Here is a 19984-nt window from a genome sequence, read left to right on the forward strand (position 1 = left end):
GTGGCCACAGACATTTACTGCTCGACTTAACTTGCCTGTTGCCCAGCTATTAACGACACAGCGAATGTCGATTCGTCGTGTTTTATTTCAATACGGTGTGTAAAACGATGAGCTAGTTTTGTCACCAACAGCAGGCCTAAGCCAAAATGTTGCGGTCCGTCAGCTATTTCAAACTGGTGATTGTCATAGGCATTGGTGAGGGTAATCTGCTGCTTATCTATTGTAATCTGCAACTGTTTTTTACCCTTGCTTAATGCAGCGTATTGCACGGTATTATTTACCAGGGCATATACAATAAAATCAAACACTACAGTGGGTATATCCAGGAACAGTTGCCCGTTCTCAATTTGTTTTATAGATAGGCCATGGGCGTGGTAAGTAGCGTGCAAATCGTCCTGCAGGCTAGTTAAATGCCGGTTAATTGACAATGTATTTTGTGAAGGTTCGTCAGACAACAGCCATAACATGGCCTCACTGATGCGGTACATTTTTGTTAGTGAATTTTGTAGGCGTTTATATACCTGCTGATCAGCCAGTGCCGGATGTTTGATGGCGATGAGTTCAACCGCGTGAGTCATGGATTGCAGCGGCGTTCTTAACTCATGACTCATGCCCTGATTAAAGGTAATTTGTTCAGATAGCAATTCCTCTTTTTGCGAAAGTGCATGTGCCAACTCATCGGCAATTTGTTTTATATCTTGCTCCCGTATGAAGGCGTTTTCCCGTATCAATTCGGCGGAGTTTTTTTCTGGCTGCAAAAAGCGTTCTTTTAGTGTTAGAAAAGGGGAAAGGGCATATTTCGATAAGTGTCGTGTGGTAAGAATCGTAATAATAGAACAGGGCACTAATGCAACCAGCAGCAGTTTAATGATGCCGCTTACTCGTTGTGACACCGCAAGCAGCGGTGTGCTGTCTGTAACCAAATAGCCACTGTCGACAATCATAAAATGGTAGTGTTTTCCGTCAGCTGAAAATTCAGCAAAGGCGTTAATGCGATTTTTTAATTGTGCTTCACTTTGTGACGTGTATCCGAGCTGCTGAAGTTCCTGAAAGGTGACCTGCTTAACGGCACTGTTGTCATAAGATGTTTGCTGACTAGCTTGCCTGAGTACGTTGTGGATCATGGTGTCTTCGATTATGAAGGCAATGAGTACCGCCATGAATGAAAACACTAAGAACAGAATGAGCGTAAGCAGGGTAAGCGTTTTAGCCACTCGCCCTGTTAACGTAGTGCTACGCGTCAGCATCAAATTTATATCCTATACCTTTAACGGTTTGAACTAGTTCTTTGTTGAAGGCCTTTTTGAGTTGTTGTCTCAACGTATAAATATTGGCCCGTAAAGGATTACTGGGTGGCACTTCATCCGGCCACAGCTGGTCGATCAAAGAAGAGGTGGATACAGTTTTAGGCGCGTGCTCCAGCAATATTTTTAAAATCAAAAAGCCCAATGATTTAAGTTGAACGCTAGTACCGCATTCATGGGACAGACTTTTTGATTCAAGATCTAATACAAACCCCAGATGTTTCACACCAGCAGCGGTGTTGTTTGAATAACCTCGTGCTAAGGCGACATTGATTCTTGCAGTGAGCTCAGCGTATGAAAACGGTTTTTTAAGGTAGTCCCAGGCGCCTGACTGAAACCCCTTTATCACGTCTTTTTCATGGGTGTTGGCCGACATCATGATCACGGGAATAGCGGCCAGCTGGTCGGAAAGCAGATCCTGGCAAATATCGTATCCACTTAAGTGCGGTAAATTGATATCTAACAAAATGAGATCATAACGCTCAGCCCTAATCATCTGCTGTGCCTGAGTACCTGTATAAGCAAAATCTAATTCGTGACCGATGGTTTCAACGTACTCAGCGATACCTGTTGCGATATCAATATCATCTTCAACAATCAATATACTAGCCATGGAATCCTATTCATTGCAGCTTATTAAGTACAACGCAGTTTATGGTACCTGTGTAAAACCAAAGTAAACGTGTGTTTTACGTTAATTTTACCCCGCCCAACTAAAGTACCAGAACTTAAACTGTTACGGGGTAAAATCTATGCTCACGGTTACATCACTGTCTAAGCAATACGACAATGGCGTGAAGGCGTTAAACAATATTGAGCTTCAAATTGGCAAAGGTATGTTCGGTCTGCTAGGGCCAAATGGTGCAGGCAAGTCTAGTTTAATGCGCACCCTTGCCACTATTCAGGCCCCGGATAGCGGGTATATTCAGTTTAACGATATAAATGTGCTAAACAGGCCACATGCGCTTCGTAGGGTTCTTGGCTACTTGCCTCAGGAGTTTGGGGTTTATCCGCGAGTATCAGCATTCAGGCTGCTCGACTACCTTGCTGTATTAAAGGGCATTCACAATAAAAACGTCCGCCATAAAAAAGTGAATGAACTGCTCGAACAAACTAACTTACTAAACCATAAGCATAAGTCGGTTGCTACTTTCTCTGGGGGTATGGTCAGGCGGTTTGGTATTGCGCAAGCACTTATTGCCTCACCAGAGCTTATTGTTGTTGATGAACCTACAGCGGGCCTGGACCCTCAGGAACGCAATCGCTTTTATAGTTTGTTGAGTGAGGTAAGTGAAAACGCCACGCTCATTCTTTCGTCTCACATTATTGAAGATATTGAAGGACTATGTAGCAATCTGGCCATAATCAATAATGGCAAGGTGGTGAATCAGGGGGGTATTTCGTCGCTATCTAATGTACTTGGTGGCAAAGTATGGCAGGCACAAACGAACGAGCAGCAGGTGAGTCAATGGCAAAAGGTTTTTTCGTTCTTGTCAGTAAAAAGTATAGGGGCAGAGCGCTTTGTTCGCGTGCTGGCTGATATTCCGCCAACCCCTGATTTTTACGCGGTCCCGCCCAATTTAGAAGACGTGTACTTTGCCGCTCTGGCCAATCAGGGGCAGGAGGCAAAATGAACGTCACTGTAAAATCATTGCTGCAATTTGAAGCGTATTATTTTCTGCGCCAGCCCGTGTTTTTGCTTGGAGCCGTGTTCGTTGTGGCTCTGGGTTATTTCTTGTCTGGGCGAGTGGTTATTTCTGGCAATGTTGCCTTCTTTTCTGCTCACAATCTGACCTACTTCCTGGTTATGTTTTCCATACCAGCGTTATTTATTACCACTTTGCTTTCGTCCAACACACTGATAAGGGACAAAAGTTTCGGGTTTGCAGAGTTGGTCAACGCTGCGCCCATTAGCCATGCTCGTTTGCAGCTAAGCCGATACCTAGCGTTGGTATTGGCCAGCACAATGCTCTCACTGATTGCGTTTGTATGCTACGTGGTGCCTGCACTGTTGTCTCCTGAGGGCGAACTGATCTTTGGTCGCTTTTCATTAGCCAATACCCTATGGCCTGTAGCGATTATTCTGATACCCAATGTTATTTTTACTTGCTCTGTGCTGTTTTTCTTCAGTCAGTTCATTAGTAAAGCCCTTTGGATATTCTTAACCGGGCTTGGCATTTATGTTTTTTACATGTCTGTCACTGCCTTCTTTGACTCACCCATGTTCACGGCCTCAGAGCAAATACAGGGGGCGCAGTTACTTTTAACCAGCATACTGGACCCCTTTGGTGTGTCTGCATTTTTAGAGCAAACTCAGTTATGGTCGACGGCTGAGAAAAACACGCAGCGGTTTAGCCTAAGCGGTTCCCTGTTAATCAATCGTTTTGTATGGCTTGCGATCAGTACGGGCTTGGTTTTGCTGACGTTAAAAAATAGTGTATCGCTTTCCTCTCACAGGACTAAGACGTCTGAAGCTACACCTAAACCTGCTCCCGAACCTAAAAAGCAGATTCTCCAAAACGTGCAATACGCGACAATGAACCATGTGTATTCTGGCTGGTTGATGTTCAAACGAAGCCTGGCGATTGAACTTTCAAGTACAATTTTCAGTGTACCCTTTGCATTATTGCTCCTGTTAACCGCAGTGCTAGTCGTGGGGCAACTGATTGCTTCTCTTGAGATGAATAGCGTTATAGGTGCACTGCATCCTTATACCAGTTCAATAGCGCCTATTATTGTGACATCGCTGAAAGTAGTCAGCATTATCACAGTCTCATTTTACGCGGCAGAGTTAGCTTACAGAGCAAAAGAAAACAGATTTTACGAGGTGTTGATGGCGACACCTGTTTCTCGATGGAGCCTTTATTTATCGCAGTTGGTCACGCTTTGTGTGCTGGTGCTAAGCCTTTTATTAACCGCCATTATTTGCGCATTAGGTTACCAGCTGATTAATGGGTTTTATGACGTTAACTGGTTGCTATACGTTAGTTTAGTGCCCGTTTACGCCCTGCCAATGATGTATCTGGCGGTTTTATGTATGACGATTCAGTTCGCATTGAGTAACAAATATGCGGGTATATTGGCTTCCGTGTTAGTGATGGGCGTATTTGGGACCTCCATGGGTGCAAACCTGGGGCTTGAGCACGTGCTGGTGAAGTTTTCGACTCTGGGCACAATACGGTATTCAGACTTCAACGGCTTCGATTACTTTTGGTACAACATTTCCGCCATGTTATTTCACTGGGCAACCTATACGGGGATGCTCATATTTTTGGGTTTTGCGTTATTCAATAAACAATCTGGTAAAAGTAGAACTCAGGCTATTTTTACATTGAGCCAGGCACTTAGTGTAAAGCAGCGCGCTAGTATGATGGTGATAGCTGTATCTGCTGTCATGTCGACCCTGTTTGTTTATTGGAACACAAATGTTGTTAATACCTACCAATCAGGCAACAGCCGTGATAGCCATGCATTTGAATATCAGCAAACGTTTGCAAAGTACAAGGGGGCAAATGCGCCACTTATCACAGATATCAACGTGAATGTGGCGTTTTATCCACAAAATTATGGCTTAACTATTCATGGTAAATTTGCGCTGCAAAATACCAATATGGCGCCCATATCTGAATTTATCATCAGTGTTCCTGAGCAGGCTGCGATTACTGACATTACGATTCGTGACGCCCAGTCAATTGAACATATTGAGGCGTTCAATACCTTTAAAATCATACTGAAATCGCCACTAAAAGCGGGTGAGCGGATCAGCATGACGTTCTCTAGTGAACTATTTCGAAAGGGATTTAAGAGCAAAGACACAGACCTGACCCTAACAGCCAATGGTAGCTATTTTCATTCGGAAGCACTGTTTCCATATATTGGTTTTAATCAGGCAATGGGAGTGGATGCGCCCCCCAGGCGGCCACGACTTGTGGCTGGGACCCGCTATGATGATCACTTAAAGAAGAAAGATGCGAATTTAGTCAGCTTTGAAGCCATTGTCTCTACGCACCACGAGCAAACAGCAGTGGCACCAGGCGATCTGGTGGCGCAGTGGACGGAGGGTAACAGAGCATTTTTTCATTATAAAGTGCATAAACCCACCAGTAATTTCTTTGGTTTTTCGTCAGCGCGTTATGAGACGCTGCAACAGACCATAAATAACACACTAATAACGCTTCATTACCACCCCGGGCACCACAAAAACGTTGCCCAAATGATGAAAGCGGCTAAGTTGTCAGTAAAAACGTTTTCTGAGGATTACGCACCTTACCCTTTTAACCATCTGACTATTGCTGAAATCCCTTATCGGGGATTTGCAAGGGCCTATCCGGGAACTATTTTTTTCTCAGAAAATGCAGGGTTCAAAGAAAACCTATCCCGGCAGAACAATCTGGATGATGTATCGTCTATCGTTGCCCATGAGATTGCTCATCAATGGTGGGGGCATCAGTTAAAAACCGCCAACACTGAAGGGGCAACCTTATTAATAGAGTCTCTTGCAGAGTATTCATCATTAACGATAATGCGGCAGTTATACGGTGAGCCCTATGTAAAAGCGGAACTACAACGGGCTACATCCCGATATTTGGCTCAGCGAGGCCAGGTTGATACAGAGGAATCTGCACTCTATGTGATGAATGATGAGCGTTATCTTCGTTACGAAAAAGGACTGGTTGCTTTTTACGCCATCGCGCAAAAAGTCGGGGAGGATACGTTCAATAAAGTATTAAAAAATTTGCTAGCGGAAAAGGCTTTTTCCGATGGTGATTTTGCCACAAACCTCGATTTTCTCAATGCGTTTAAAGAACACAAATACGAGTCATTCATTAAAAACTGGCTCACAAGAGTCATGTTATATGACCTTGCGATTTCTGACGTTACGGTAACATCCAATGCGGCAGGTAACTTCACAGCAAACGCCACTATCAGTATGACTGAAAAGGATTATACACACTCTGCAAAAGGTGAATTTCATTTGTCTAACCAAGTTGTAGATTACGTTATTTACACACATAGCCAAGATAACAAAATGACCATTCATTCTGGTCAAATCCGGCTTGTTAATGGCAAAGCACAATTGCAAGTCTTACTGAACGAAAAACCGGCCAAGATCATTGTCGATCCATATCAGTTTTACACAGATCGCAACGCTCTGGACAACTCAGCGGCATTTTCAAATAAAAACCACAGGATACCCTTATGACGAAATTAACGATGAAAAAAGAATGGCTGCTTGCGGTAATATTAGTCGCGTCAGTGAATGGTTTCGCCTCGCCAGTAGATAACTCAGACAAAACGTTGGTAATGCAGCAAGTGAAGGCTGTTAAGTGGCATTCCATTATTGATGACATGGCGTGGGCTTATACGATTGAAACACGTCTTGATACGGGCAGGGGCGAGGTGCAGCAACGGGTTCAGCGCTTTAGTCCCGACTTGCCATCCAATGCACAATGGCAGTTGTTGGAGCAACAGTATGAAACGCCATCTGAGCATGCCTTACATGAATACCGTCAAACGATGTCTGCGCTTACAGATGAACCTGAAGAAGTGAAAAGTAGTAAAATTATAAGCTTGGAAACACTGCGTTATCAGGGTACCTCAGCAGAATACATTGAGTACCAATTCCAGCCTTCTCTTCCCATGTTTGATCAGGACAATGAACGAAGTTTTTCAGGCACCCTGTACGTTAACCAGGACAACAAAGAGCTTGCCTACTTAACTGTATCTCTTGTCAACCCCATTTCTCCCAGCTTTACCGTAAAGCTCATGAAGTACGAACTCAGGCTAGACTTTGCAACTGATAACAAGAGCATTCATGTTGTAAAAGTAGAATCTCACAAAGTTGGGAAGTTACTTTTTGTCTCAGAATTCAATGAAAAGTCGACACGGATTATCTCAGAAATATCAGCAGTGGACTGATTCCGATAACCTAACTGAGTGGCACAGGAAACACCTTATTCCCGTGCCACTTTTCATCGACATACACACCGTCACCTTTTTTTACACCCGCTTTTGCCTCCCTGTACGCTTAAGTCAGTGAATCTATTCATTTTTGCTCAATCAGGGCGCTAAATCACTGTCAGTATTTTTAACAAAATAAGCTTATTTTTAATTGATTCAGGTTAACTAACGTTCTGAATTTATTACTGTAATTCTGATTTTTTAACGATAAAGAAACTGTCAAAAAAGCATCATAATTGACGCGTAACGTCCTTCTGGAAAACGGAACTAACGTCCAGTGGAGGACACATGAGACATTCAATTACGCGCAAGGCAACACTGTTGGCCACCGCCATTAGTGCGGTATTTGGCTCTGCGATTGCACAGGCCAGTACGCCTTTTATCAATGAAATTCACTACGACAACACAGGCACAGATCAGGGCGAGTTTTTTGAAATAGCCGCGCCTGCGGGCACGGATTTAAGTGGTGTGTCTGTGGTGCTTTATAACGGTAGCAACGGCAACGTCTACAACACCATCAATTTAAGCGGTGTAGTAACAAACCAGGGCAATGGTTTTGGCACCGTCAGCTTTTCGTTGCCGACTAACGGCCTGCAAAACGGTAGCCCGGACGGTTTGGCGCTGGTAGCCGCTGATAGCAGTGTTATTCAGTTTTTAAGCTACGAGGGCGTATTAACTGCAAACAATGGTCCGGCGCAAGGGATGACAAGTGAAGATATCGGGGTGAGCGAGCAAAGCAGTACCCCTGTGGGTGACTCCTTGCAGCTTGAGGGCACAGGCTCATCGTATGCTGATTTTACCTGGGCTGGCCCACTGGCTAGCACACCTGATGCCATTAACACCAATCAAGAATTTGAAGCACCGTACTCGGTAGCCGACACCTTTATTAATGAAATTCACTATGACAACACAGGCACAGACCAGGGCGAAGGCTTTGAAATTGCGGGTCCTGCGGGTGTCGACCTTAACGGTGCCAAAGTTGTGTTCTACAACGGCAGCAATGGCACCCAGTACAGAACGGTTGATTTAACGGGCATACTGCCCGATCAGGAACAAGGCTTTGGCGTGCTCAGCTTCGCGTTGCCTACCAATGGCATGCAAAACGGCGCGCCGGACGGCTTAGCCTTAGTGGATGCTGACAACAATGTTATTCAGTTCCTGAGTTATGAAGGTACCTTAACCGCTACAAACGGTGTGGCTGCTGGCCTAACCAGCACGGATATTGGTGTAAGCGAGGCGTCAGGTACCCCTGTCGGTCATTCTTTGCAGCTGGCGGGTGAAGGCTTTGCTTACAGCGATTTCACCTGGACAGCGGCACAGGCGGCTACATTTGGCACGCTGAATACCGGCCAAACCATTGGTGAGTCTACTGGCGGCGGTGATGGTGGTGGTGACGGCGGTAACGGCGGCGGTGGCGATGGCACGGCTGAATTAGGTCAGTGCGCGACCCCAGCTACATTGATTAGTGCTATTCAGGGTAGCGGCGACACCTCGCCAGTAGTCGGGCAAACTCTGGTCGTGGAAGGTGTGATCACCAACTTATTGCCTGACCTGGGCGGGTTCTTCATGCAGGAAGAGCTGGCGGATGAAGATGGTGATAGCAACACCTCGGAAGGGCTATTCATTGAACTTGCCGACAGCGGTTTGTTAACCGGGCTGGCCAATGAACAAGTGGTACGTGTACGTGGCCGTGTGTCTGAGCAATACGGACGGACTCACATGGACGCCGTTGAGTTAAGAAACGACTGTGGTTCTGACTCCGGTATCATTGCAGTAGAAATGCAATTGCCATTCGCCAGTGAAAACGCCGCTGAAATCTTCGAAAATATGCTGGTTGAATTGCCACAAACGCTTACCGTCTCAAGTAACTACGATCTGACACAATATGGTCAGGTATTGGTGTCAAACGGACGTCTATACAAATCTACCCAGCTGTTTACACCTGGTTCCGCCCAGGAGCGTGCCCTTGAAGCGGCCAATAAGCTCAATCAGCTGATCATTGATGACAACAAAGACGGTAGCTACAGCGAAGAGGTGGTTTACCCGAACTTGTCACTAGGTGGCCTTTCTGCGCAGAACACACTTCGCCTGGGCGACACCATTCAGGGGCTGGTGGGTAACCTGGATTACGGTTTTGGCGATTACAGAATTCGTCCGTTAAATGAACCTGACTTTACCCCGTCTAACCCGCGTTTAAGCACCCCTGATATCAACCGTGGCAACGTGGTAGTAGCCAGCTTTAACGTGCTGAACTACTTCACGACGCTGGATAGCCGTGGTGCAGACAACAGCGAAGAGTTTGAGCGTCAGGCGGCCAAGATAGTCACCGCCATTGCCGAGATGAACGCTGATGTTGTGGGTCTGATGGAAATTGAAAACAACGGATTTGGACCAGGCAGTGCCATTTTTGATTTGGTTGAAAGACTGAATCAAACCATGGGTGAGGGGACTTACGCCATGGTTAACAACAGCGGCGACACGGGTACTGATCAAATTAAAGTCGGCATGATTTACAAGCCTGATGCAGTAACGCCAGCCGAAGCACCTCGTACTCTGGACTTTGGCGACAACAAAAACCGCAATTCTCTGGCACAACTGTTTAGTGTGAACGAGAACGGTGAAACTTTCGTGGTTAACGTTAATCACCTCAAGTCTAAAGGGTCTGGCTGTGGTGCCGGTGACGACGACACCCAAACCGGGCAGGGCAACTGTAATGGTACCCGTACTCGCGCCGCGAATGACCTGGCCAGCTGGCTGACGCAGTTTGGCAGCACGCCTGCATTAATTGTGGGTGACCTGAATGCCTATGCGAAGGAAGACCCCATTACGGCACTGGCCACTCAGGGGTACACCGATTTGGCGCGCTACTTTGACGGCGAGCTGGCTTACAGCTATGTGTTCCGCGGCGAGACAGGCTCGCTAGACTATGCCTTGGCTAACGCCGCTGCACTGGCCAAAGTGATTGATGTGACCGACTGGGCCATTAATGCCGATGAGCCTCGCACCCTTGATTACAACCTCGAGAAGAAAACACCGCTGCTTCAGGACCAGTTGTACAGTCCGAATGCCTATCGCGCGTCTGATCACGACCCGGTTATTGTGTCGCTTAACTTTGAGGCGGCAGTCAGCACCGGTGATGTTAACGGCGACGGTGTTATCGACTTTAGTGATTACATGATGATTGCCGGTGCATTGGGGGCCACAGAGGGGCAGGACAACTACCTTGCCGCTGCTGACCTCGATGAAGATGGCACTATCAGTTTCGCTGATCTTCGTTTGTGGTATCAGATTTATATCGCTCAGTAACCCAATGTGGCCCCGTGCATGGGGCCGCTATTTACGACTATTAGGAATATTAAAAATGCGTTTGTTTTATTCAGTTTTGTTATTTTGTGCAATGGCCTTTAGTGCCACCGCTAATGCGGCGGTAGTCACCATTGAAGTGAGCGACATGGCCCCTTCGGTTAATGACGTGGTGATCGTGGATATTTTTGCTTCTACGTCAGGTGTTCCGGTTGATACTGTGGGTGGTTTCAGCTTGTCGTTTTTATTCGACGAAGCCCGCTTATCGCTCGCCAGTGCAGTAACGCTGGGCAGTGATTTTATTGGCGCGCCCGTTCAGCTTCCGGCGTTTATTAATGGTGCTTCAGCCAATATCTTTGGTTTGACCGGCGCGAATATTTTGTTGGCTTCACTTGAGCTTACTGTATTGGCAGAGGGTGTTACGCCTGTCACTGTGAGCGGTCAGTTATTCAGAGGTGGCTTTCAGCCGGTCTCTGATCTGGTCAATGTAACCCAGACGATTACTGTGCAGGCAACGGATCCGGTAGACCCGGCAGAGCCTGTCAATGCGCCGGCATCCATTGCCCTGGTTAGTCTTGCGCTGGCGTTATTGGTTGCACGCAGAAAGCGTTAGTCCGCGATTATAAAACAATACCTTGTTTTACCGGCTGTGTGGTACGGCCGGTTTTTTTATTTATTCTACGCCTTTTTCTATTCTTTCCTTGATTAATTTTTAGCGCTTTGTTACAAAGTCAAGCCTCTTAGGTTTTCAAGAATATTTTAGGTGTAAACAATAGTGTACACGCTGGTTTTCTTGGCCCACTTTGTTTTCTTTTAAGGGCTTATTATGCGTAAAGATTCTCTCAATAATGTTCATGTCAGTTCTGAAAATGTACTGATCACACCGTCACAATTATCCGAAGAGCTGCCTGTCTCTGAAAAAGGGCTAAAGGGCATCGGTGAAGCACGCAAAATTATCAGCGATATCATTCATGGTGAAGATCACCGCCTGTTAGTGGTGTGTGGCCCTTGCTCTATCCATGATGTAGAAGCCGCGAAGGAATATGCACTGAAACTGAAAGAACTGCACGAGTCGTGCAAAGATTCTTTGTATATCGTGATGCGCGTTTATTTTGAAAAGCCGCGTACCACCACTGGCTGGAAAGGCCTGATCAACGACCCTTTCATTGACGGCACCTTCGATATTGAAGCCGGTTTGAGAAAAGCCAGAGAACTGCTTATTTGGCTGGCCGAGTTAGAGCTGCCTGTGGCCACAGAAGCGCTGGATCCAATCAGTCCACAATACCTGGCTGAATTGTTCAGCTGGTCGGCCATTGGTGCAAGAACCTCTGAGTCACAAACGCACCGTGAAATGGCCAGTGGCCTGTCGATGCCTGTTGGCTTTAAAAACGGCACGGACGGCAGCTTAGGCATTGCTATCAATGCGTTAAAATCGGCCGCCTCGCCGCACCAGTTTATGGGCATCAACCAGTCGGGTCAGGTAACGATCATTCAAACCCAGGGCAATCCGGACGGACACATTATTCTGCGTGGTGGCCAGCAACCTAATTACGATTCTGTGTGTGTGGCTGACTGCGAAGATGCACTGAAAAATGCTGGCCTGAATGCGGGTTTGGTTGTGGATTGCAGTCACGCTAATTCCAGTAAAGACTATCGTCGCCAGCCACTTGTTGCTCAGAACGTGGTAAATCAAATTCTGGAAGGTAATCAGTCGATTATTGGTATTATGCTGGAAAGTCATATTAACTCTGGCAACCAGTCGTCTGACGGAAAACAGGTGAGTGAACTGGAATACGGCGTGTCTATTACCGACGGCTGTATTGACTGGAAAACCACCGAAGAAGTCATTATGCAGGCGCGCGAAAAACTTATCACAGTGCTGCCCATGCGTTTATCGAAACGCGCTCAGGTTGCTTAACGTTTTTCATTGAACAGAAGGTGTGTCACCATGCACCTTCTTGTTATCTGAAAAGAACCCCATGGACCAACACCAAGATAAACAACAGCTTCACCAGGAATTGCTTTCGTGCCGCGATGGCATAGATGACATTGATCAGGCTCTGGTTGAACTGCTTGCCAAACGGTCAGCACTCACTACCCGAGTGGGTGAGATAAAGTCGCAAACCGGCATGCCTATTTATGTTCCCGAGCGCGAGAAAGAACTCTTGAGTAAGCGTCGGGCCCAGGCGCAGGAACTGGGTATTTCCGAACAACTCGTTGAAGATTTGTTGCGACGCATGATGCGTGAGTCTTATCGCACTCAGAACCGGCGTTACCTATGCGTAAACCCGGCTATTAAAAAAGTAGTCGTAATAGGGGGCGCAGGCGCACTGGGTAAGGTGTTTGTTAACCTGTTTGAAAGCAGCGGCTATCCGGTTACTGTTATGGAAAAGTCCGACTGGGATAACGCCGAAGTGATTCTTGGTGATGCCGATATGGTATTGGTGTCTGTGCCTATTACGCTCACCGAGCAGGTAATTCAGCAACTGACTATGTTGCCTGAACACTGTGTGCTGGCTGATATTACCAGTGTTAAAGTAAAGCCATTAAACGCTATGCTGGCAGCGCACAAGGGGCCTGTGGTTGGCCTGCACCCTATGTTTGGTCCTGATGCACCGGGCATGATCAAGCAAGTTGTGGTGGTGTGTCATGGTCGCGAACAAGCCGCTTACCAGTGGCTGGTTGAGCAAATGAAAACCTGGGGCGCGAATTTGTATGAAAGCACTGCTGAAGAGCATGACAATGCCATGGCATTCATTCAGGTAATGCGACACTTCAGTTCTTTTGTGTACGGTAAACACCTTTCGGAAGAAAGCCCTGACCTGGACACACTGCGCGACTTCAGCTCGCCTATATACCGCCTGGAGCTGGCCATGGTTGGGCGGTTGTTTGCGCAGGCCCCAGAGCTTTATGCTGACATCATATTTAACAACCCCGATAATGTGGCGCTTCTAAGGCGCTTTCACAAGCGATTTGGTGACGCTATTGAACTTGTGGAAGCGCAGGACAAAGCGGCCTTTATTAAGCAATTCCTGTTAACCAGTAACTGGTTTGGTGAATACGCCAAGCACAGCTTAGTCGAAAGTAAAAAACTGCTGCTTAAAGCTGATGACGACAGGGTATAAATCCTTGCCTGGTCTGGCTTAATCGCCACTCAGGTCCGTGTCATCGGATTTGGCTTGTTGTGCACTCTCTCGGCGCGGTACGCTGACTTTCTTTGCTCTTTTGGTGAGGCTGTATGCACTTCACGTTGCGCGTTTCCGTTTTTCTTTTGTTCATGTCTATACCTGGCCAGGCGATAGCAGGGTGGGAGCTTGCCTGGATCGACCGCTTTGACGGCAACGGCGTCAACTGGGACAAGTGGACGGCGCAAACCCAGGCTAATTACAACAACGAAGTGCAGTGTTACACCGATGACGACAGCTCACAAAGGCGCAATTACGAGGTGTCTGACGGCACCTTAAAAATCATCGCGCGAAAAGGCGATATTGTGTGCCAGGGCCTGAATGGTGAGGTTCGCCCCTGGTCATCGGGCCGCTTGAACAGCAAAGACAAAGGGGAGTTTTTGTATGGCCGGGTAGAAGCAAGGCTGCGCTTTCTTGAGTTAAAAGGGGGCACCTGGCCGGCGTTCTGGATGCTGGAAAACCGTATTGCCGAGCAACCGATAAAAGGCGATAACGACAACGTGCCCTGGCCAAACCCCGGCGCAGGAGAAATTGATGTGTGGGAATGGTATGCCAATAACGGTGACCGCTATATCACCAACTTTTTTAATGCTGCCAGCTGTGGCGGTGAGCGCCGTATAAACTACCCGGGAGGCGCGCCCGACGTCATGTCGTTTAACACCTATGCCATCGAATGGGATGCCGATAACATCAGCTTCTTTATGAACGACACTGTGGTGGCGGAACACGATTTGTCGGCTTGTCCACAATATGAAGAGCCCATGTTTGTGCTGCTTAATGTGGCCATAGGCGGAAACTTGGGCGGTCAAATTGCACCTGATTTAGACACCGCTACCTTAGAAGTCGATTACGTGGCCTATTGTACGCCCACAGACGCCAATAATTGGCAGGGGTGTAATGAGAGCACCCCCCTGATGCAGGACGACGATGGTGACGGTGTAAGTAATACGCTTGATCAGTGCCCGAATACATCTTCTGGCGTAACGGTTGATGCTAACGGTTGTGAGCTTGTTACAGAACCTGCGCAAGCGGCAGATTCACCCACTATCGATGCCGAGTATGTTATTTCGCTATTCAGTGATCACTACGACAACATTGAAGACATCAACTACAACCCCAATTGGGGGCAGGCAACTCGGGTAAGTGAATGGCAAATCGACGGCAATAACATTCTCAAATACGAGAACTTTAATTATCAGGGCACGGGGTTTGAAAACAATCCGCAGGATGTGTCAGGTATGGACTATTTGCACTTAGACTACTGGACACACAATGCTAATGCGCTTGATGTGTTTATCGTTAGTCCCGGCCCTTTGGAAAATGCGTTTTCTGTTGAAGTTGAACAACAGGCCTGGACGTCAGTGCGCATTCCTTTAACACACTACACAGTGCCCGATCTTAAGGACATCTTTCAACTAAAGCTAGTAGGTAACGGCGCGCTGTTTCTAGACAATATCTATTTTTCGTCTGAGCCTCCGCCGAGTGATCCACCTCCCAGCGACCCGCCACCTACGCCCACTCCAACACCTGCTCCCACACCTGAACCGCCGCAATCTGAAGGGGGAGGGGGAAGTCTGACCCAGTGGGGGCTTTTATTGTTGCTGGGTAGCGCCTTATTCAGGCGCGTTATTCATTCAATGCGTTAACCGCTGCCACACGGGTGGGGCTGATTTCCTCGCTAGGGTAGCAACCAAGAACTTTTAGCGAACGGGTTATTTTCTTCAGTTCGTCTAATGCATTCTGCATGGGACCGTCTTGAATATTGCCCTCTACATCAATGTAAAACATCTCTTCCCATGGGTTGCCCGTAATCGGGCGGGACTCTAGTTTGGACATGTTAATGCTGTTGTCTTTTAGCACTAACAGGGCATCTACTAAGGCACCTGGCGTTTGCACGGTCGACATGACCAAAGTGGTTTTTGCGGGTACCTGAAGTGGTACCGTTACCGCATTTCGCGCAACAACGATAAAGCGGCTGTGATTCTCTTTTTGATTGGCAAGGTTTGACTTAATGGCAGACAACCCATACAAGGCACCGCCTGCTTCACTGCCAATCGCGGCAACGTCATCACGCCCTGACTCACTCACGCTTATCATGGCGGCAGAGGTGCTGTCACAGGTTTTTACTTCAACATTCCCCAGCTCTGCCAAGAAGTGACTACACTGGGCAAATACTTGCGGGTGGGCATACAAGGTTTTTATCTCACTGATTTGCAGAGGCTTGGCCACTAACAACGCATGGCGAATGGGGTGGGTGAGTTCACCGATAATACTTAAATGGGTATGTTGTAGTTGGTCGTACACCTCATTGATACTGCCTGAACTAGTATTTTCTATGGGCAGTACGGCATAGTCAGCTTCGCCATTTTCCACTTTTTGCACAATTTCGTTAAAGCTTTGGCAGCCCATTTCCACAATTTCACCGGGGCGACGAGAGAAGTACTTTTGCGTGGCCAAGTAACTGTATGACCCTTTGTCACCCAAAAAGGCAACCCGATTAATGGGCAAGGTGCTGCCCGGATTGGCGCGTTCTGCCAGTAAGGCTTGCTGGTTTAACACTGAGTCTTCCAAAATGACATGGAACAGCTGCGTCACATAATGCGCATCCAGTCCAACCGCTTTCCCTTGTTTGATAAGGCGGATAAGTAACTGCTCTTCGCGCTTTTGATCGCGCACGGGAATGTGATGCTGAATTTTCGTTTCAGCTACATTATTGGTTAAACCCCGTCGACGGGCCAATAGTTCGAGTAACTCGCTATCAATGGTCGTGATCTGATCACGGAGTGAATCGAGAGGGTTTGACATGCTTTGTTTTACCTGTATACCGCTGCTTGTGAGATAACGCGTATAGCGTTGTATTGTGAAGCATTAGAATGTAAGAAGAAGGCATTGGTATGTCAATGCCTGTATACAGTTAAAAGCGCTTTTATTTTATGTTTTGCTTGACCTATTCGCCCAGCAGTGCAGCCAGCATGGTTCTGACTTCGGTAGGCTCAAACGGTTTATCACACAGGGCGTTTACACCGGTTTGTTGGATATTGGTCATATGCGCACTGTCAGCCGACTCTGAGGTCACCATAATAATAGGAATATGCGTAGTTTCAGGGTTGAAGCGAATAAACTCAGACAGCTCACGACCGTCCATCTCTGGCATGTTGTAGTCGGTCACGACTAAGTCGAAGGCATTATCTTTTATCAAGGTCAGTGCCATAGCGCCATTTTCGGCTTCCATGATTTTACGCAGACCCATACCTTCTAATACACGGCGTATATGGTTACGGGCTAGTTTGCTGTCATCGACCAATAACACTCTGACTTCATGAATATCGAACAATTCGAGGTCGAGTTCATCGGTATTGATAAGGTCGATACTGGCGCGCAGAGCTCTGGCTAGGTGCAAGGGCTCAAAGGGTTTGGGCAAAATAGCCGCGACGCCCGCTTGTTTAAACTCTTCTAATTTACTCAACCTGTTTTCACTGGAGACCAGCATAAAGGGGATGCTGGAATAGGCATCGTCATCTTTAAGGAATTTGAGCAAATCGATAGCTGTGCCGTCTTCAAAGTACATGGCGCTCACGACCACATCGGCAGCATGATTGCGCAGTGCTGCCTTGGCTTCACCCACGGTGCTCACTGGGTCAACCTGTTGCACGTTTTCTTTCAGCAATAGGGTAGTAATGATTTTGCGCTGGGTGTCTGACGGTTCGACAAGAATAATGTTCAAGTCGGCGATTGAGATGTTATCCATGATAATTCCTTAACTGCCCGCAATTTTTACTTTATAGCCTGCAGTTTGCAGTAACTGACTGATTTTTTCCCGATTGTCGGTTTGTAGTTCAATGGTGCCGTCTTTAATGGCACCGCCACAGCCGCATTTTTGTTTGAGCATTTTGCACAGGGGCTTGAGCTCGTCCTTGGTCTTTTCTAGACCTCTGACAATACTCACGCCTGCGCCTTTTCGGCCCTTGGTCTCTCTGTGGATACGCACAAAACCGTCGTTGGAGTATGAGAGGTCTTCCTGTTGTTTCGAATTGGCCTTTACCCGACCTGTTTCAGTACTGTAAACAAGGTGATTAGCGTTGGACATAAAAGTAATGAAATCCTTACAACGTTAATTTTTATAAAATATCTCATTTAGGTTAGCACCTTTTCTAAATAACGACATATACTTAAGTCACCACTTACCCAACGAATGTTATGTAAATGAGTATAGAAAAATCACTTTCTGCCGACGGAACGACGCTGACAATCAAAATGGACAGCAAGTTCGATTTTAGTAAGGTTAAAGATTTCCGCGAAACCTATGACGATGTGGGCGACGAGTTAACTACGATAATTGTTGACCTCTCGCGTACTGAATACATGGACAGCTCGGCGTTGGGCATGATGCTGAATATGCAAAAAACGCTCAGTGGTCGTCCGGTTAGCTACAAAATCCAAAACTGTCAGGAGCAGGTAGCCCGGATCCTTAAAATTTCACGTTTCGACAAGAAATTTGACATCAGTTAACCCCATGCTCGACATGCGCATACTGGTTGCCGATGATGAACCCATCAATCGGTTTCTGTTGTTGCATATGTTGGAAGAACAGGGCTTTAAGGAGTGCTTTGAGGCTGAGAATGGCCGCGAGGCAGTCGAGCTCGCACGGCAGATAAGCCCCGATCTGATACTGCTTGATATCGATATGCCTGAAATGAGTGGTTTTGAAGCGGCTGAAATTCTGAAAAATGAAGCTGAAATCCATCTGCCTATCATCTTTATCACGGCCACCGAAGACAAAGAAAACCTCATAAAGTGCCTTAAAGTGGGTGGCGATGACTTTGCCATCAAGCCTTTCGATAAGGCCATTTTGTCAGCCAAAATTAATGCGCATTTGCGCAGTCGACGTATGTCTCAACACATAGACGCTCAGAACAAAGAATTATCTAAGTTCCGGGCTGAAGTTGATCAGGAACATGCCATGATTGAGCATATCTACAATCATGCGCTGACAAATCCTGAGCATGTGATGGCTTACTTTGATGTGCTTCAGCAGCCAGCGGCCAACTTCAATGGGGATTTATTCCTGGTGCAGCCTCATCCCAATGGAGGCCTGTACTTCTTTTTAGGTGATTTTACCGGGCATGGTCTGGCGTCTACCGTTGGTGCCTTGCCCGTATCTCGTACCTTTACGGCTATGGCCGTAAAGGGGCTGTCGGTGGTTGAAATTGCACAAGCCATCAACGAATTACTTTATACCTTTTTGCCTATCGACAGATTTAGTGCTGCCACCTTGGGTTATGTTAACGAAACGGGAACTCGGGTAACGATTTGGCAAGGCGGCATGCCAGATTTTTACATTCAGCGAAGCGCCGATAAATCGGTTTATGCCGTATCCTCTGAACATATGGCGTTGGGCGTGTTAGAACCGTCGGATTTTGATTCTGATTGTAATATTCTTGATCTTGAAGCGGGCGATACGCTGACCTTGTTTTCGGACGGGCTTATTGAAGCCTCCTTCACTGATGAGGAAACGGGTGAAGAATCTAACGAGTGGTTGGGCGAAGAGGCGGTAAGGAACTGGTTGCTGGAATACTCTGATCTAACCTCCCAGAAAATATTCGAACTGGCAAAAAAAGCGTTAAAGCGCGAGTATTTTGACGATGACGTTGCCGTAATTCGATTTGAAGCAAAGGATCTGCAAAGTTTGAAATCGCAAGAAAGTCACATAAGTTTACCCTTTTTGTTTTCTGTCTCACTAGGGCCAGATGAACTTCGTTCGGAATACGGGTTAAATGAGGTATTTCATATACTAAATAGCCAATCAGGGTTGGGCAGTGTGCGCGCAGACTTGTTTACGGCTATTTCAGAAATGTATACCAACGCACTTGAACACGGTGTTTTGGGGCTGAGCTCATCGCTTAAAGATACGCCTGATGGCTTTATGGAATATTATCAGGCCAGAGAGGCAAAACTCGCAGAGCTAGAAGAAGGCTTTGTGCGTATCGACATCAATATGTATCCGAAAGAAGGCGTTATCTCGGTTGCGGTGAGCGACAGCGGAAGTGGCTTTGATTATAAAACCGCCCAGCAGATTGATGACGAGGCGTCTTCAGGCCGCGGTATTATGCTTCTCAACGAGATTTGCGAGTCGCTTTGGTTTGAAGGAAACGGCAACCGCATCGTCGTTGAAATGAAGATTTAAAGAGATAATTGCCACAATTATCAGGTGACACCCCCCGCATTTTTGTT

General features: G+C 46.9%; 15 protein-coding genes. 10 read left to right on the forward strand and 5 right to left on the reverse strand.

Features of this window, described 5'->3' with window-relative positions; genetic code table 11:
• Positions 1 to 26: 26 nt before the first annotated feature.
• Complete coding sequence (locus tag DRW07_RS03750; protein WP_124026531.1) at positions 27 to 1247, reverse strand: sensor histidine kinase; 1221 nt, start codon at positions 1245 to 1247, stop codon at positions 27 to 29.
• Positions 1234 to 1917: a response regulator transcription factor gene (locus DRW07_RS03755; RefSeq protein ID WP_124026532.1), complete on the reverse strand. Its 684-nt coding sequence runs from the start codon at positions 1915 to 1917 to the stop codon at positions 1234 to 1236. Before DRW07_RS03755 ends, DRW07_RS03750 begins: the two co-directional genes overlap by 14 nt.
• Before the next feature lie 139 nt (positions 1918 to 2056).
• Here DRW07_RS03755 and DRW07_RS03760 point away from each other — a divergent pair, with 139 nt between their 5' ends.
• From DRW07_RS03760 to DRW07_RS03795, 8 genes are all read left to right on the forward strand, one after another.
• On the forward strand, positions 2057 to 2938 hold the full coding sequence (locus DRW07_RS03760; RefSeq protein WP_124026533.1) for an ABC transporter ATP-binding protein: 882 nt from the start codon (positions 2057 to 2059) through the stop codon (positions 2936 to 2938).
• Entirely contained in the window at positions 2935 to 6507 is a 3573-nt protein-coding gene (locus DRW07_RS03765; protein ID WP_124026534.1) for an ABC transporter permease/M1 family aminopeptidase, read from the forward strand. Before DRW07_RS03760 ends, DRW07_RS03765 begins: the two co-directional genes overlap by 4 nt.
• On the forward strand, positions 6504 to 7223 hold the full coding sequence (locus DRW07_RS03770) for a hypothetical protein (protein ID WP_124026535.1): 720 nt from the start codon (positions 6504 to 6506) through the stop codon (positions 7221 to 7223). The genes DRW07_RS03765 and DRW07_RS03770 overlap by 4 nt, the downstream gene beginning before the upstream one ends.
• 330 nt (positions 7224 to 7553) lie before the next feature.
• Positions 7554 to 10571: an ExeM/NucH family extracellular endonuclease gene (locus DRW07_RS03775; RefSeq protein WP_124026536.1), complete on the forward strand. Its 3018-nt coding sequence runs from the start codon at positions 7554 to 7556 to the stop codon at positions 10569 to 10571.
• 55 nt (positions 10572 to 10626) lie between these two features.
• Positions 10627 to 11181, forward strand: coding sequence for a hypothetical protein (locus DRW07_RS03780; RefSeq protein ID WP_124026537.1), 555 nt, complete (start codon positions 10627 to 10629; stop codon positions 11179 to 11181).
• 213 nt (positions 11182 to 11394) lie between these two features.
• A complete protein-coding gene (locus DRW07_RS03785; RefSeq protein ID WP_124026538.1) occupies positions 11395 to 12486 on the forward strand; it encodes a 3-deoxy-7-phosphoheptulonate synthase in 1092 nt (363 codons plus the stop codon).
• A 61-nt stretch (positions 12487 to 12547) separates the two neighbouring features.
• Positions 12548 to 13693, forward strand: coding sequence for a bifunctional chorismate mutase/prephenate dehydrogenase (tyrA, locus tag DRW07_RS03790; RefSeq protein ID WP_124026539.1), 1146 nt, complete (start codon positions 12548 to 12550; stop codon positions 13691 to 13693).
• Between the two features lie 113 nt (positions 13694 to 13806).
• Complete coding sequence (locus DRW07_RS03795; RefSeq protein ID WP_124026540.1) at positions 13807 to 15399, forward strand: glycoside hydrolase family 16 protein; 1593 nt, start codon at positions 13807 to 13809, stop codon at positions 15397 to 15399.
• Here DRW07_RS03795 and pheA read toward each other — a convergent pair.
• The 3 genes from pheA to DRW07_RS03810 all read right to left on the reverse strand — a co-directional run bounded on the left by pheA (position 15380) and on the right by DRW07_RS03810 (position 17840).
• Positions 15380 to 16558 carry a prephenate dehydratase gene (gene pheA / locus DRW07_RS03800; RefSeq protein WP_124026541.1) on the reverse strand — a complete coding sequence of 393 codons (1179 nt, stop codon included), beginning with the start codon at positions 16556 to 16558 and terminating at the stop codon, positions 15380 to 15382. The genes DRW07_RS03795 and pheA overlap by 20 nt on opposite strands.
• 142 nt (positions 16559 to 16700) lie before the next feature.
• Positions 16701 to 17501 carry a response regulator transcription factor gene (locus DRW07_RS03805; protein ID WP_124026542.1) on the reverse strand — a complete coding sequence of 267 codons (801 nt, stop codon included), beginning with the start codon at positions 17499 to 17501 and terminating at the stop codon, positions 16701 to 16703.
• A gap of 9 nt (positions 17502 to 17510) precedes the next feature.
• A complete protein-coding gene (locus DRW07_RS03810) occupies positions 17511 to 17840 on the reverse strand; it encodes an SUI1 family translation initiation factor (RefSeq protein ID WP_124026543.1) in 330 nt (109 codons plus the stop codon).
• 116 nt (positions 17841 to 17956) lie between these two features.
• On the opposite strand from DRW07_RS03810, the gene DRW07_RS03815 reads away from it, so the two are divergent.
• Positions 17957 to 18262, forward strand: coding sequence for an STAS domain-containing protein (locus tag DRW07_RS03815; protein WP_124026544.1), 306 nt, complete (start codon positions 17957 to 17959; stop codon positions 18260 to 18262).
• Positions 18249 to 19937, forward strand: a complete 1689-nt coding sequence (locus DRW07_RS03820; protein ID WP_124026545.1) for a fused response regulator/phosphatase — start codon at positions 18249 to 18251, stop codon at positions 19935 to 19937. Before DRW07_RS03815 ends, DRW07_RS03820 begins: the two co-directional genes overlap by 14 nt.
• The last annotated feature ends 47 nt before the right edge of the window (positions 19938 to 19984 follow it).

This window comes from Paralteromonas sediminis (assembly GCF_003820355.1).
Classification (GTDB): domain Bacteria; phylum Pseudomonadota; class Gammaproteobacteria; order Enterobacterales; family Alteromonadaceae; genus Alteromonas_F; species Alteromonas_F sediminis.